Source organism: Flavobacterium sp. UBA4854, assembly GCF_002399805.1.
Taxonomy (GTDB): Bacteria; Bacteroidota; Bacteroidia; order Flavobacteriales; family Flavobacteriaceae; genus Flavobacterium; species Flavobacterium ginsengisoli.
The window spans coordinates 22611-36821 of record NZ_DHEI01000164.1 but is presented as its reverse complement, the minus strand read 5'-3'; the positions used below and the strand labels follow the sequence as shown (position 1 = coordinate 36821).

The window sequence follows — 14211 nt, the reverse complement described above, 5'->3', positions numbered from 1 at the left end:
GAAGAGGTTCAAAAAGCTGTTTTAAATAATCCGAAAGTAATGCTGTTGTCTCATACTGTTTTTCCAGAAGTAGACAGTGTTTCGGTTTTAAAAGAATATGCTATAAAACATCATGTTGTAGACAGCAAATGGAATTTGGTTACTGGCGATAAAAAAGAAATCTACACTATGGCCAGAAAATCTTACTTGGCTGTTAAATTAGGAAGACCAGATCAGCTTTATGATATGGTGCATACCGAGAATTTTGTTTTGGTCGATCAAAAACGCCGCGTTAGAGGTTTTTATGATGGAACAAATAAAGAAGATATAAAACGCCTTTTAGAAGACATCGAATTCTTGTCTCAAGAGTAAAATCCCTTATTTTTAGAAACATTTAGCATTTGTCGAAGTGTTAAATGCCTTGAAATAAAGAATAATTGCCTACTTTTGCAATCTAAATTCAATCTAAATAAGCTTGCAAAATACAATACACACTCTGAAAAAAGGCGAAAAAGCCATTATCAAAGATTTTGATATCGATCTTATTCCACTTAAATTATTAGAAATGGGTTGTCTTCCTGGCAGCTTAGTTGAATTGCTTCAAGTTGCACCTTTTGGCGATCCGTTATATTTAGATATTAATGGTTCTCATGTTGCAATTCGTATAGAAACAGCTCGTGAAATTGAAGTTGAACTTATCAAAACCAATTTGTAATGAGTGTTCAGAATATTAATGTTGCCCTTATCGGAAATCCTAATACAGGAAAAACTTCTGTTTTCAATCAATTAACAGGTCTTAACCAACAAGTCGGAAATTATCCTGGAATTACGGTTGAGAAGAAAATCGGATTCTGTAAATTACCAAATAACGTAAAAGCGAATATTCTAGACCTACCTGGAACGTATAGCTTGAATGCAAGTTCGATGGACGAAAGTGTGGTAATCGAGCTTTTGCTAAACAAAAACGATAAATTATATCCAGATGTAGCAGTTGTTGTAACAGATGTCGAAAATCTGAAACGAAATCTGCTAATCTACACACAGATAAAAGATCTTGAAATTCCAACGATTTTGGTCATCAACATGTCAGATCGTATGGAACGCAAAGGAATCTCTTTAGATATTCCGCATTTAGAAGACAAACTAAAAACAAAAATTGCTTTAGTAAGTTCGCGCAAAGGTTTAGGAATTGAAGAATTAAAAGAACTAATTGTTTCTTATAAAACAATTCCGAGTGAGCCTTGTCTAAATGCCTCTGTAATTGATCCTGAATACTTTGAAAAATTACAAAAAGCATTTCCAAATCAATTAATGTACAAATTGTGGCTGGTAATTACGCAAGATGTCAATTTCTTGAATTTAGATCGAAATGAAATCAGAAGCACATTTACCAAATCGCATTCAGAATTAAAACGCTTACAGCAAAAAGAAACCATTAAAAGATATCAGTTTATCAATGATGTTTTAAAAGAAGGTTTAAAGGTCGATGCTTCAATGGCAAATGATATTCGTGCAAAACTGGATCGCGTTTTAACTCACAAAGTTTGGGGCTATTTCATTTTCTTTGCGATCTTATTTTTGATTTTCCAATCGATTTTCAGCTGGTCAACTATTCCGATGGATTTCATTGACAGCACTTTTGCTTCATTAAGCAGCTGGGTTGCAGAAGAATTGCCAAGCGGTATTTTAACCGATTTGCTTTCGCAAGGAATTATTCCGGGAATTGGCGGAGTCGTTATTTTCATTCCGCAAATTGCCGTATTGTTCTTATTCATTTCGATTTTAGAAGAGAGCGGATATATGAGCCGTGTGGTGTTTTTGATGGATAAAATCATGCGTAAGTTTGGGCTTTCAGGAAAAAGTGTCGTGCCTTTGATTTCTGGAACAGCTTGTGCGATTCCGGCAATTATGGCAACTAGAAACATTGAGAACTGGAAAGAACGTCTTATTACGATTTTAGTAACGCCATTTACTACTTGTTCTGCTAGATTACCCGTTTATGCGATTATTATTTCACTTGTTGTTCCTAGCAAACGTATTTTCGGATTTCTAAATGTTCAAGGATTAACACTAATGGCACTTTATGTTTTAGGCTTTTTTGCTGCAATTTTATCTGCCTATATTTTGAATAAAGTTTTAAAATTAGAATCTAAAACTTATTTTGTGGTTGAAATGCCAAGCTATAAAATGCCTCTTTTCAAAAACGTCGGAATCAATGTGGTAGAAAAAACGAAAGCATTTATTGCTGGAGCAGGAAAAATCATTCTTGCCATTTCGATTATATTATGGTTCTTAGCTTCTTACGGACCAGGAAAAGAATTCAACGAAGCAGAAACTATTGTAAAAGAAAGATTTGCCAATACAACTTTAGACGAAACACAATTCGAAAATGAAGTTAATTCTCAAAAATTAGAGAATTCTTATATCGGATTAATGGGACGCGCGATTGAACCAGTAATTCAGCCTTTGGGTTACGATTGGAAAATCGGAATTGCCTTGATTAGTTCGTTTGCTGCGCGTGAAGTTTTCGTTGGAACTTTGGCGACTATTTACAGCGTTGGAGATACTGATAACGAATCGACCATAAAAAGCAAAATGCAAGCAGAAGTTCGCCCAGATACTGGAAAAAAAGTATTTGACTTTGCAACAGGAATTTCTTTATTGTTATTTTATGCTTTTGCTATGCAATGTGCCAGTACATTGGCCATTACAAAAAAAGAAACCAATTCGTGGAAATGGCCTGCAATGCAGTTAGTTTTCATGAGCGGATTGGCTTATTTTGCCGCATTAATTGCGTATCAACTTTTAAAATAAAAAAGTTATGTTTCAAGAAATTATAGCCTTTGCGATATTAGGATTAGCGGTTGCTTTCCTAATCAAAAAATTCTTCTTTAAATCTAAAAAGAAAAAAGATTGCGGCAGCGGAACCGATTGTGGATGTTCGTAATTTTAAGGTTCTAAAATGCTAAGATTCTAAGGTACTAAGACTAAATGCTAAAAGCTTCAAGTAGATTTTGATTTCTATTTGAAGCTTTTTTTATGAGAAAAAATGTCTTATTCTGTTGTTTTAAAAACTTAAAATAGCATGTTAGTATATTTTCTAAAATTAATTTTGGCATCTAAATATATTTAAAGATGACACCAGAAGATAGAATGGAAGTAATTCGGGATAATAGAGTTGCCCGATTATTGTGGTTTGCAATAGGTTTTTTCTGCGCAGTGATTATTACCTATTTTACAATGAAAACCAATCATTAGTTTTTTCTCTGCTGTTTTAATTATACTTTTATCATATTAAAACAGCAAAAAAAACTTTCAAATGAATCTAAAAACTCCTTTATTTTTCTTTCTATTTTTATGTTTTGCTCAGAGCGGAATTTCTCAAACAAAAACAGATGCAAAACAAAATTCAAATAATACTTTCCTAACTTCAGACGGAGTTCCTTTATTTTTGAAAGTTTCAGGAAAAGGAGATGTCTGCATTTTTGTACATGGCGGTCCTGGCGCTTGGAGCAAGTCGTTTGAAGAATTTGGCGGCAATGTTTTAGAAGATAAACTCAAAATGTGTTATTACGATCAAAGAGGATGCGGCCGCTCAGGATCTTCTGCAGATAACAATTACAGCATGGACAGAATGATTGCTGATATTGAAGAAATTCGAGTTTATCTTAAAACAGATAAAGTATTTGTAATCGGACATTCATTCGGAGGAATTTTAGCCACCAAATATGCCGAGAAATATCCTCAACATGTAAAAGGTTTAATTCTATTGAATGCCACGCTAGATATTAACGATTCTCTTTTGAATCAAATTGCTTTTATGGGTAAAACTTTAGGAAAAGATTTCCCTGTGAAAGGCAAAGATTCAATATTAAATACTTTTTTTGAAGCTAAACAGCAAATTAAAAAAGCCAATCTTGATTATAAAATATTATCAGACAATAAAGCAACTGTTGAAAAACTAGACAGCATTGATAACAGCGAAAAAAGAAACTCTTCATTTGCACAAAATGCATTAAGCGGCCCGATATATTTTAATGATTTTACTAAAGAGACCGCTTCTATAAAAGTTCCAACACTAATAGTTTCTGGAACAGAAGATAACAATATTGGCCCAGAACATTATCGTTTGTTTAAATTTCCAAACCAAGAAGTTAAAATTATTAACGGCGGGCATATTTTGTATTATGAGCAGAATAAAGAGTTTAAGAATACAATTCAAAAATTTGTTCAGAAAGTTAAATAAGAAAAGATGAAAGAAGCTAGAAGAAAGACTTATAACTAGAACGGAAGACTAATACTGAAAGAAAATTGTCTTATTGTAATGGTTTAAAGACTTTTCTTGGCATAATCATTACCCTCTATAAAATTACTTTTGAACTGTTTAAAATACATTCAAAATGACAAGGTTTGAAAAAAGGGAAATGATTAGAAATAATAGCATTACAAAGTTATTGTGGTTTTCAATAGGATTCTTATGCGCTTTTATAATTATGTGTTTTTTAAAATCGAGATTATAAATCTGAATAAGTCTCTCTATAGAGAAATTCATCACCAAATAAAAAACGGCTCTAGATTAGAGCCGTTTTTCTTTTTATATCTAAATGAAATCTACTTCAACCCTTCCCATTCTGCATAAAACTGAGCGAGGAAAGTTTCCATAAAACGATGTCTTTCGGCAGCGATTTCTTTTCCTTTTTGGGTATTCATTTTATCTTTTAACAACAAAAGCTTTTCATAGAAATGGTTTATCGTTGGAGCGTTGTTGTTTTTATATTCCTCTTTTGTCATATTGGTAACAGGAGCAATTTCTGGATTATATAAAGCCCTATTCTTAAATCCACCATAATTGAAAGCTCTTGCAACGCCAATTGCTCCAATTGCATCTAAGCGATCTGCATCTTGAACAACATCCAACTCGACCGAAGAGAACTTTCTTTCGAAATTTCCGCCTTTATAAGAGATATTTTCAATGATATTAACAACATGTGCAATTATGTCCTCAGAAACATTTTCGGCTTCTAAAAACGCTCTTGCTGTTTTCGGTCCAATAGTTTCATCTCCGTTATGAAATTTGCTATCGGCAATATCATGCAATAAAGCACCCAATTGCACCACTATAAGATCACATTCTGTTTCTTTGGCAATCAAAAGAGCATTTTTAAAAACACGTTCTATATGAAACCAATCGTGTCCACCTTCGGCATCGTTTAGTTTTTCTTTAACAAAAGCAATAGTTTTAATAATCAATGCTGAATCGCTCATACAGAAGTTTTTACGGTTTATAAAAAAAGTTGATTGTTGAAAATTTTAATTCTCCAACAATCAACAATATGTTTTAAAGCAACAATGTTGCTTTTTTAAATTTCAATCTAAAAATTCTAAATTCCAATCTAAAATCAGAAATCTAAAATCTAAGATTTAAAGTCTCGCTGGTTCAACCCACTTAAAGATATGAGATTCTTTAGGAATCACGATTCTTTCAGAGATTTTAGCCATACGTGCTGGCAATTTCATTAAGTAATCACGTGCTTTTTCTGCTTCGTCATTCAAATTGGTAATTTTGTCAATTTCCCATTTGTTGATTAATTTCTGCATGATTTCAACATAATCGTTTGCTGTGTAAACACCAATACGTTGTGCCGAATCTGAGAATTGTTCGAAAGCTGTGCTTATTTTTTGACCAGATTCTCTTAAGAAGTGAGCCGGCATAACGATTTTTTGTTTCATCATGTATTGAAACGCCAACATCATTTCGCTTGGATCAACTTGGAAAATTCTAGTAACAAATTCGCTGTATGCGTGGTGGTGACGCATTTCATCACCTGCAATCATTTTACACATTTTAGACAACTTGTTATCGCCAAATTTCTTAGCCATTTGCGCTACTCTATTATGCGAAACATAAGTTGCTAATTCTTGGAAACTAGTGTATACAAAGTTTTTGTAAGGATCAGATCCAGTTCCAATATCAAAACCGTCGTTGATCAAATGCTGTGTCGTCATTTCGATTTCACGCATGTTTACACGACCAGACAAATACAAGTATTTATTCAAAAGATCTCCGTGACGGTTTTCTTCTCCGGTCCATTGACGGATCCATTTAGACCAACCGTTTCCACCATTTTCTACTTGGTTTACACCTTCAACATCCATTAACCAAGACTCATATGTAGGCAAAGCTTCCTCAGTGATGGTGTCACCAACAAGCGTAACCCAGAAATCGTACGGAAGCTCTTTAGCAATTTCGCGTAATTCTTTTACCTCTTCAAAGAAGTTTTCTCCTTGAGAATTTGGTAAGAAATCCGACGGCTGCCAAATTTTTTCCACTGGAATTAAATACTGTTCAACGAAGCTATCCACGTTTTTTTCCAAAAACTGCATTACTTCTAATCTAATGTTTTTTATAGACATTACTTATTATAGATTTGGGTTTTACATTTTAGCTCGGACTAAAACTTAAACCTGTTTATATTCATTTATTCCTTCTTTAACTGCTTTTTCAGTAATCTCCATCAGCTCTTCAAACTTGTAATCTTTGACAGCTAAAGCTGGATGAGCTGTAAACTTCAGATGATTTCCTAAACCAACAGGAAAAAAACCAAATTTTACCATTTTCCAAGAATTATTGATACTCACGGGCACAACGTATGCAGATGGTGCATATTTGCATAAAATCTTTAAACCGCTTTGCGCAAATTCTTTTGGTACTCCCGTTTTACTTCTTGTCCCTTCTGGAAAGATAACGGCAGATCTTGTGTTTTTTTCGATATATTCAGACAAGCCTTTGATAACTGGTATCGCTTGTTTAGGGTCTTTTCGGTCAATTAGGACAGATCCTCCGTGTTTCAAATTATAAGAAACACTTGGAATTCCGCTACCTAACTCCTTCTTACTTACAAATTTACAATGAAAACGTCTAAAGTACCAAATCATTGCCACGATATCGTACATACTTTGGTGATTTGCCACAAAAATGATTGGCACACCTTTGGGAACCGTGTCTACCCCTTCAATCGTATATCTTGTTCCAACAAGGTTTGTACATTTTAAAAGGCAGAAATTTAAATAATCAACACTTTTTTTGTGAGCTTGGTATCCAAAAACATTTAAACAAATCCATTGAATTGGGTGAAAAACAACCAAACATAAACCAAATAATAAATAGTAAATTACCGATATTGGATAAGAAATAATTTTTTCCATGCTTCAAAAATTAATGCGCAAAAGTAGTAAATATATTTTTAGACTTATTAAAATTGAAAACAATAACTGTTTTTATGGTTTAATTGTACCTTTGCACTAGAATTTGCAAATTTTTTCTGAATTAAATGAACTTTACTTACCCTAAAAACGAGCGTTTAAAAAGCAAAACTACGATTGGATTACTATTTTCTGAAGGGAAATCGGTATCTAAATATCCGCTTCGTTTGGTTTACCGTCAGGTCGAAGCAAATTCAGAAGAACAAACCAAGATAGGTGTTTCAGTTTCAAAGAAATACTTCAAGAAAGCCGTTGATCGAAATTATTTTAAAAGAGTTTTGAGAGAAACGTATCGATTGAACAAACATTTGCTTTTGGATCATCTAGATCAGCCGTATTCGATAATGCTTTTTTATCAAACCAAAGACCGTTTGTCTTATGATGAAATCAATACCAAAATGATTCAGTTATTTGAGAAATTTGCAACTCAAATTAACAAACCTCTGGATTCTGAAACAAAAACAGAAGCGTAAATTTCAAAACGTAAGATTATTAATCAAGTTAGACAAAAAAATCGTAGTTTTAGCTCTAAATTGAAATTTTATGCGACATCTTCTCCTTTTAGTTGTTTTTATTTTAGTTCTTTCTGGCTGTAGCAAAACTGGAGCTTCGGCTGATGAAAATGTAATCATTTCTTCGGTTAAAATGCCTGCAAAAGCAGAAAGCGTCTCTTATGACCGACAAGCAGATCCAATGCAAGCACCTCCGCCTCCACCTCAGAAGGTAGATCAACAAGTCGAACAAAAAATTATAAAAGAAGCAACTTTAAAATTTGAAACCGATAATTTAGAAAATTCATTCGCTCAAATTCAAAAAGCTATTGCAAATAATAAGGCTAGAATTATAAACGATTCTGAAGGAAAAGATTTTGCAACTCTTTTTAGAAATCTTACTATAAAAGTGCCGAGTCAGAATTTTGACCGTTTTATAAATGATGTTTCGAAAGGTGTTTCGTATTTTGAAGTTAAAAATATCTCCGCACAAGATGTTACAGAACAATATATTGATCTGACTTCAAGATTAAAAACAAAGAAAAAACTAGAAGAACGTTATCTAGAAATTTTAAAGAAAGCCAATAAGGTTAGTGAGATTTTAGAGATTGAAGAACAAATTTCAACTATTCGTGAAGAAATAGAATCCAAAGAAGGTCAGCTGAAATATTTAGAAAGTAGAGTATCTGAAAGTACAATCACTATTGAATTTTATAAAACAATACCTGAAAAAGAGGGTGTCAAAATATCTTACGGCTCTAAACTTTGGAGCGCAATTGAATCTGGATTTTATACATTGTCCGATTTATTGCTTTCATTATTAAGCGCTTGGCCGTTTGTCATTTTATTTGTTGTATTTGCCTATTTTATTAGAAAAAGATTAAAAAGAAGAAAAAAAGAATAATCATGTATCCGTATTTCAAGAAGAAATTTATTATACCAGTCGCTGCGGCGGGAATGTTGTTTGTTGGAACCAGTTTTAGAGAAGATTTTTTTGAAATTGCCAAACAGATCGAAATTTTCACGACTTTGTTCAAGGCCGTAAATACCAATTATGTTGACGAAACGAATCCAGGAGATTTGATGGATAAAGCGATCAAAAGCATGTTGGCAAGTCTGGATCCGTACACGGTTTATTTTAACGAGCAAGATGTTGTTAACTTTAAAATCAATAATACTGGAGAATATACCGGAATTGGCGCTTTGATTTCTAGAAAAAACGACCGTCTAATTGTTCGTGAACCTTATAAAAATTATCCGGCAGATAAAGCAGGACTTAAAGCAGGAGACGAAATTATCCAAATCGGTGATGTTTTGATTGCCGATTTTAAGGACGATGCTTCTCAATTATTGAAAGGAACAAAAAATACTAAAATCAACATCAAATATCTACGTCAAGGAAAACCAAGCACCACAGTTTTGGTTTTGGATGAAGTTGATATTAAATCGGTTCCTTTTTACGGAAAAATTGATGATAAAACAGGATATATTGTTTTGGCGCATTTTAGCAGAAAAGCTTCTGCCGAAGTGAAAGACGCTCTTGAGAAATTAAAAGCTGACGGGGCCAAACAAATTGTTTTGGATTTAAGAGGAAATCCAGGAGGTTTATTAAACGAAGCAATTGATATCTGTAATTTATTTGTTCCGAAGAATGAAGTTATTGTAACGACTAAATCTAGAATTGAAAAACACAATAACACTTATAAAACGCAGAAAGAACCGATAGATACTGAAATTCCGTTAGCAATTTTAGTAAACGGAAGAAGTGCTTCGGCATCTGAAATTGTTTCGGGTGCTTTACAAGATTTGGATCGTGCTGTTATTTTAGGAAGCAGAAGTTTTGGTAAAGGCTTGGTACAGCGTTCTGTTGATCTAACTTATGGAACTCAACTGAAAGTGACCATTTCTAGATATTACACACCTTCTGGCCGTTGCATACAAGCTTTGGATTATGCACATAAAGACAAAAACGGTGTAGCTCAAAAAACAGAAGCTAAAAACTTCAATGCTTTTAAAACCAGAAAAGGAAGAACGGTTTATGACGGAGGTGGAGTTTTACCAGATATCGAATTGGAAGAAACTAAAATAAGTCCGATTGCTACTGCTTTAACCAAAAACGATGGCGTTTTTGATTATGCTACATCATATTATTACAAAAATCCAAATTTAGGAGATAAGATTCCAACTCTTACCGATGCAGATTATGCAGCTTTTAAACAATTCCTAAAAACCAACAAAATCACTTTTGATACCGAAACCGAAGTGGCTTTGAAAAATACTTTAGCTGCAGCTAAAAAAGAAAAAATAGACGAGACGATTACTGCCGAATATCAGCAATTGTTAAATGCTTTAGAAAAAAGCGAAACGACTTTACTGGATAAAAACCAAAAAGAGATTAAAAACATGATCTTGGAAGAATTGATTAAGAGATATCAATATCAGGAAGGTTTGTATCAGTATTATCTAAAAAACAATTCAGAAATTAAAAGAGCAGTTAGTGTATTAAATAACCAAACAGAATATAAAACGATTTTAAAAATGTAGTGAATGAAGTTACCTCTAGCCCTGATTCTTTTTTCATTTTATACAGTAAACGCACAGCAAAAACCTGTTGAAACCATTTACTTTGAATTTGACAGGTATGATTTGACAGAAAAGCAAATCAATGTGGTTTCTAACTTTATAAAGAACATAGACACTTCTAAAGTAGAGTCTATACAGATTTATGGCTATTGCGATGATCGCGGCAACGATGAGTATAATTTTAGATTATCTAATAATCGAGCCAATAAAATTCAGAATCTATTAGTTAAAAAAGGCTTCAATCAAAGTAAAATTGTTATTCTAGAAGGAAAAGGACGTGTTGTTGTAAAAGCAGATACTGTAGAAAATCTGCATGAAACACGTCTACGAAATCGGCGGGTTGATTTAATTGTTGTTAAGAAAAATAGTTTCGGAAAAGGAATTCATTCTTCCTTCAAAGACATTTTAAAAGTCGGAGATAAAGTTTGTCTAGAATCTATTTTATTTGATATTGGAAGTGCCAGATTAACTCCCAATTCTAAAAAGGAACTAGATAAAATTGCCATAACTCTTCAAGATCATCGAAACTTAAATTTTGAAATTCGCGGACATGTTTGTTGCACACCTGAAATTTATAGCGATGGAATTGACAGAGATACAAAAGAAAGAAGGCTTTCTTGGAACCGCGCAAAAACTGTTTTCCATTACTTAATATCAAAAAAAATATCAAAAAGCCGCATGACCTATATGGGCTGCGGCAATAAATATCCGTTAGGAAAAGGCGATAATTACGATCGTAGGGTAGAATTTGTGATTACTAAAATCTAAGTTTTATTTAAAAGTTGGCGGGGCAGGTACATCTGAAACTGTATTGTCGGATTCTAAAATTTCTTCTCCTTTCAAAAATTTATTAATCACAATATCATTCAAAATATAGGGCTGTCCAATCCATCTTACAATTCCTTTATTGTCAATTAAAAATGTTTTAGGAATCGAAAAATCTCCACGCTCATTTTCGACAACAAAATCGTTTAATGCTTTTTTAGTCTGGTCGCTTACAACTATAGAACTAAACTTTACCCGTTCTAAAGTCTTTTTTGTTTTTTCTGGAGATTCATTTGTAATAGAAACAAAAACCAAATCTGTTCTGTCTTTAAACCTTTCTTGCATCTTATTAAGATTAGGAACTTCTGCTAAACAGGTGGTGCACCAAGTTGCCCAAAACTCCAATAAAATATATTTATCTTCCAGGTTTTTATCCTTTGGGGTATTCTGAAGATAATCTGTTATATTAATTTTAGGAGCTTTGTCTCCCACTTTCAATTTTAACTGACTAAAGGCCTGACCGGACAATAATAAGACGAAGAACAACAATAACGTATTTTTCATATTTGATTTTTATTTCTAAAATTAAATAAAAATCAAATTCAAAAAATAAGGCTATAGAGGCTAAAAAAACGAAAGAGCTTGCAAGCCTTTAAAATTGAATGCTAACGTTGGAATAAAATTTTACTTGATGTGTTTTTGTATAAAAAATCATTCTCGAATCATTTCAATATGCGGAATATCATCTTCTAAATACATTTCGCTGGTTTGAACAAAACCGTGGCTTTCGTAAAATTTCTTTAGATACAATTGCGCGCCAATAGTTATTTTGTCTTTTCCAAAATTAGATTTAATTCCCGCAATCGCTTCCTGCATTAATTCATGCCCCCATTTTTTATCTCTGTAATTTGCATCTACAGTAACTCTTCCGATTGAAGCATTATCAAAACTAATTCCGGCATCAAATAAACGAGAATAAGCTACGATTTTACCCTCAAATTCTCCAATTAGGTGCAATGCTTTCTTGTCTTTACCATCTAGATCCAAATAAACGCAATTTTGCTCTACGACAAAGATCTCACTTCGCAATCTGAGCAAATCATATAACTCATGAACAGTTAATGCCTCAAAAGGCTTTATTTTCCATTTTAAATCCATTCTGTGTTTGTTTTTTGCCACGAAGGCTCAAAGACGCGAAGTTATATTATTTTTTTAGCTACGCTAAAGTTTCTTATAAAAATCACAAAAGCACAAAGTTCTATCTAATAGAAAAACTTTGCGCCTTTGTTGCTTTGTCACTTTATATCTCAAAAAAAAACTATTTTTTCTTCATTACAATTTCCATACTTTTATATTCAGATCCGTTTTTCATATCGAACATTTCCATTTTTCTGGTTTTCGGATCAACGATTGTATAAATTTCTCGATATGGTGTTTTCTCGCCGTTAACAGGATTAACCATTTCGCCTTTAAATTCCATACTCTTAGCTGCTTGATTGTATTTTCCCATGCCAACCATCATTCCTGTTCCCATATTATCGATAAAAGTGCTGGTATATTCTTCACTTGCGTTATTGTACGCTAGTGTAGCTTTTCCTTCAAAAGGCTGTCCCATCATAGTTCCTTTATAAACAGCTTCCTGATAACGTCCTCCTAAAATCATTTTGATTTCTGCTACTGAGGTCGATTTTTGTGGTTTACCATTTGGTTCAGTCCAGAATGTCATATCGCAGTTCCAACTTCCAACTTCATCGGCCATTAATTTATGTGCTTCACTTGGAGTTGCATAAGCAATCCAAGCTTTCATTTGGGCAGCAGAATCTAATGGCTCTTCAATAAGTGGTTCTTCTGTTTTTACGGCCAGAGAGTCTTTTGCAGTATCCGTTTCTGTTTTTACTTCTTTTTTACATGAAACTAAACATAAGGTTATTATTGCTAAGATTGCGGTTAATTTTTTCATAACTATTTGTTTTAATGTTTGTTACGAATAAAATTACAAAAAAAAATCGTGGTTTCGAATTTCTGTTTCTAAGTTGATGTGCCTTATCTATTTTATCGTGAAGTTCTTAGAGAAATGCGCAGATTTTTTTATCACGCCACTCTATTAACTTGAAACCTAAAGTAAAAACCTTTATCGTTTATCGATTCTAACTGTTTTTATAATTGCCTCCAGATCTAGCATTAGATCACGTTCTTGATGTGATGGCGAATAACAGAATCCTTCGATAACCAAAACACGATTGAAAGTTGGATCTACTATAGCGTAATTGATAAATGGCCCGGTCATGAAATCGTTTTTCAATTCCCAAGTTCCTTTTGTTTCAAAGGCGTCTTTATTGTCTAAGGTTACTTTTGAAAAATACGGTGCGTAAGCTTCGCTGGTAATCATTTGCGTATTGGGTTCGCGTCCTTGAATGTATTTGCCAACCGAATCACGCATTTTGACAATTGCATTTACGACATCTTTTTTCTTCTTAAAGTTGCTAAGCGGAATTTGGTAAATCAGTAAGCTAGTATTACCGCTTATTATTTCTTTTTTAAGCCATATAAAATTCCTTTTGTGCAACATGTATTCATATCCTGTCGGAATCTGAATATTAATATGGAATTTGTTTTTTATAATGGCTTTATTTAATAGTGAAGTGCTATTATCTTCTTGAATCTTTTGAATTTCAGCATCGTGAATAATTTTTATTATTTGAGCTGAGTTTAATTCTATACTGCAAATAATATCATCTACTGATTTTCCGTAAATGCGAAAAGTATTGTGTGGAAGGTTTTTGCTACGAATGATTTCGAATTTATCAGCTGTAGCTTTTTTTACCACAATAATGCTTCGGCTATCGGTAACAAAACCTTCTAGCAATCTCGCAGGATATTGATTAATGGTAAAAAGTGGTTCTTCTTGAGTGAGTCCAAGAACTGGTGAGGCAAATTTATTTCTAATACTATCGCCCACTTCTCCATACCATAACTGGTCGTCTATAATGACCGAAATGGTATTGGTTTTTCCTGAGATTGTTTCTTGTTTTTCAGTTTTGAAACAAGAAGTCAGGAACAACGAAAGTAATAGCAATAAAAAATGGGTTTTATTCATTTTTTTAATTTATGAAATAAAACCCAAATTTAA

At 33.1% G+C, this 14211-nt stretch carries 16 protein-coding genes; 9 read left to right on the top strand and 7 right to left on the bottom strand.

The features are described from left to right. From B3J44_RS24030 to B3J44_RS24005, 5 genes are all read left to right on the top strand, one after another. A partial coding sequence (locus tag B3J44_RS24030) for an SCO family protein (protein ID WP_286972073.1) occupies positions 1-351 on the top strand: 351 nt, incomplete at its 5' end. Positions 352-454: 103 nt separating this feature from the next. Next, complete coding sequence (locus B3J44_RS24025; RefSeq protein ID WP_008465698.1) at positions 455-694, top strand: FeoA family protein; 240 nt, start codon at positions 455-457, stop codon at positions 692-694. Beyond that, positions 694-2793: a ferrous iron transport protein B gene (gene feoB, locus B3J44_RS24020; protein ID WP_286972068.1), complete on the top strand. Its 2100-nt coding sequence runs from the start codon at positions 694-696 to the stop codon at positions 2791-2793. Before B3J44_RS24025 ends, feoB begins: the two co-directional genes overlap by 1 nt. Positions 2794-3114: 321 nt before the next feature. Further along, positions 3115-3237: a hypothetical protein gene (locus B3J44_RS24010; RefSeq protein WP_286972064.1), complete on the top strand. Its 123-nt coding sequence runs from the start codon at positions 3115-3117 to the stop codon at positions 3235-3237. Positions 3238-3298: 61 nt separating this feature from the next. After that, positions 3299-4225, top strand: a complete 927-nt coding sequence (locus B3J44_RS24005) for an alpha/beta fold hydrolase (protein ID WP_286972062.1) — start codon at positions 3299-3301, stop codon at positions 4223-4225. 365 nt (positions 4226-4590) lie between these two features. Here B3J44_RS24005 and B3J44_RS24000 read toward each other — a convergent pair whose 3' ends face one another. The 3 genes from B3J44_RS24000 to B3J44_RS23990 all read right to left on the bottom strand — a co-directional run bounded on the left by B3J44_RS24000 (position 4591) and on the right by B3J44_RS23990 (position 7185). Then, positions 4591-5244, bottom strand: a complete 654-nt coding sequence (locus B3J44_RS24000; protein WP_286972060.1) for an HD domain-containing protein — start codon at positions 5242-5244, stop codon at positions 4591-4593. A 156-nt stretch (positions 5245-5400) separates the two neighbouring features. Beyond that, the gene (locus tag B3J44_RS23995; RefSeq protein ID WP_286972058.1) at positions 5401-6393 is read right to left on the bottom strand and encodes an acyl-ACP desaturase; all 993 of its coding nucleotides are present in this window, start codon (positions 6391-6393) and stop codon (positions 5401-5403) included. Between the two features lie 45 nt (positions 6394-6438). After that, complete coding sequence (locus B3J44_RS23990; RefSeq protein WP_286972057.1) at positions 6439-7185, bottom strand: lysophospholipid acyltransferase family protein; 747 nt, start codon at positions 7183-7185, stop codon at positions 6439-6441. Between the two features lie 125 nt (positions 7186-7310). Here B3J44_RS23990 and rnpA point away from each other — a divergent pair, with 125 nt between their 5' ends. The 4 genes from rnpA to B3J44_RS23970 all read left to right on the top strand — a co-directional run bounded on the left by rnpA (position 7311) and on the right by B3J44_RS23970 (position 11084). After that, a complete protein-coding gene (gene rnpA / locus B3J44_RS23985; protein WP_286972054.1) occupies positions 7311-7715 on the top strand; it encodes a ribonuclease P protein component in 405 nt (134 codons plus the stop codon). Between the two features lie 70 nt (positions 7716-7785). After that, positions 7786-8637 carry a DUF4349 domain-containing protein gene (locus B3J44_RS23980; protein WP_286972052.1) on the top strand — a complete coding sequence of 284 codons (852 nt, stop codon included), beginning with the start codon at positions 7786-7788 and terminating at the stop codon, positions 8635-8637. A gap of 2 nt (positions 8638-8639) precedes the next feature. Continuing rightward, positions 8640-10277 (top strand): S41 family peptidase, encoded by a 1638-nt coding sequence (locus B3J44_RS23975; RefSeq protein WP_286972051.1) that lies wholly within the window; start codon positions 8640-8642, stop codon positions 10275-10277. A gap of 3 nt (positions 10278-10280) precedes the next feature. Beyond that, positions 10281-11084, top strand: coding sequence for an OmpA family protein (locus B3J44_RS23970; protein ID WP_286972048.1), 804 nt, complete (start codon positions 10281-10283; stop codon positions 11082-11084). 3 nt (positions 11085-11087) lie between these two features. On the opposite strand, the gene B3J44_RS23965 is transcribed toward B3J44_RS23970, so the two are convergent. The 4 genes from B3J44_RS23965 to B3J44_RS23950 form a co-directional block, all read right to left on the bottom strand. Then, the gene (locus B3J44_RS23965) at positions 11088-11645 is read right to left on the bottom strand and encodes a TlpA family protein disulfide reductase (RefSeq protein WP_286972047.1); all 558 of its coding nucleotides are present in this window, start codon (positions 11643-11645) and stop codon (positions 11088-11090) included. A 147-nt stretch (positions 11646-11792) separates the two neighbouring features. Further along, a complete protein-coding gene (locus tag B3J44_RS23960; RefSeq protein ID WP_286972046.1) occupies positions 11793-12239 on the bottom strand; it encodes a GNAT family N-acetyltransferase in 447 nt (148 codons plus the stop codon). Positions 12240-12399: 160 nt separating this feature from the next. Continuing rightward, positions 12400-13041, bottom strand: a complete 642-nt coding sequence (locus B3J44_RS23955) for a DUF1579 domain-containing protein (protein ID WP_286972045.1) — start codon at positions 13039-13041, stop codon at positions 12400-12402. 171 nt (positions 13042-13212) lie between these two features. Beyond that, positions 13213-14178: a DUF4837 family protein gene (locus B3J44_RS23950; RefSeq protein WP_286972044.1), complete on the bottom strand. Its 966-nt coding sequence runs from the start codon at positions 14176-14178 to the stop codon at positions 13213-13215. Positions 14179-14211: the final 33 nt, after the last annotated feature.

Bases quoted from the DNA above. Each gene is read 5' to 3' on its own strand.
- B3J44_RS23980 (WP_286972052.1), top strand. From the start codon at position 7,786: ATGCGACATCTTCTCCTTTTAGTTGTTTTTATTTTAGTTCTTTCTGGC.
- rnpA (WP_286972054.1), top strand. From the start codon at position 7,311: ATGAACTTTACTTACCCTAAAAACGAGCGTTTAAAAAGCAAAACTACG.
- B3J44_RS23960 (WP_286972046.1), bottom strand. From the start codon at position 12,239: ATGGATTTAAAATGGAAAATAAAGCCTTTTGAGGCATTAACTGTTCAT.
- B3J44_RS24005 (WP_286972062.1), top strand. From the start codon at position 3,299: ATGAATCTAAAAACTCCTTTATTTTTCTTTCTATTTTTATGTTTTGCT.
- B3J44_RS23970 (WP_286972048.1), top strand. From the start codon at position 10,281: ATGAAGTTACCTCTAGCCCTGATTCTTTTTTCATTTTATACAGTAAAC.
- feoB (WP_286972068.1), top strand. From the start codon at position 694: ATGAGTGTTCAGAATATTAATGTTGCCCTTATCGGAAATCCTAATACA.
- B3J44_RS23965 (WP_286972047.1), bottom strand. From the start codon at position 11,645: ATGAAAAATACGTTATTGTTGTTCTTCGTCTTATTATTGTCCGGTCAG.
- B3J44_RS23995 (WP_286972058.1), bottom strand. From the start codon at position 6,393: ATGTCTATAAAAAACATTAGATTAGAAGTAATGCAGTTTTTGGAAAAA.
- B3J44_RS23990 (WP_286972057.1), bottom strand. From the start codon at position 7,185: ATGGAAAAAATTATTTCTTATCCAATATCGGTAATTTACTATTTATTA.
- B3J44_RS24010 (WP_286972064.1), top strand. From the start codon at position 3,115: ATGACACCAGAAGATAGAATGGAAGTAATTCGGGATAATAGAGTTGCC.
- B3J44_RS23950 (WP_286972044.1), bottom strand. From the start codon at position 14,178: ATGAATAAAACCCATTTTTTATTGCTATTACTTTCGTTGTTCCTGACT.
- B3J44_RS23955 (WP_286972045.1), bottom strand. From the start codon at position 13,041: ATGAAAAAATTAACCGCAATCTTAGCAATAATAACCTTATGTTTAGTT.
- B3J44_RS24000 (WP_286972060.1), bottom strand. From the start codon at position 5,244: ATGAGCGATTCAGCATTGATTATTAAAACTATTGCTTTTGTTAAAGAA.
- B3J44_RS23975 (WP_286972051.1), top strand. From the start codon at position 8,640: ATGTATCCGTATTTCAAGAAGAAATTTATTATACCAGTCGCTGCGGCG.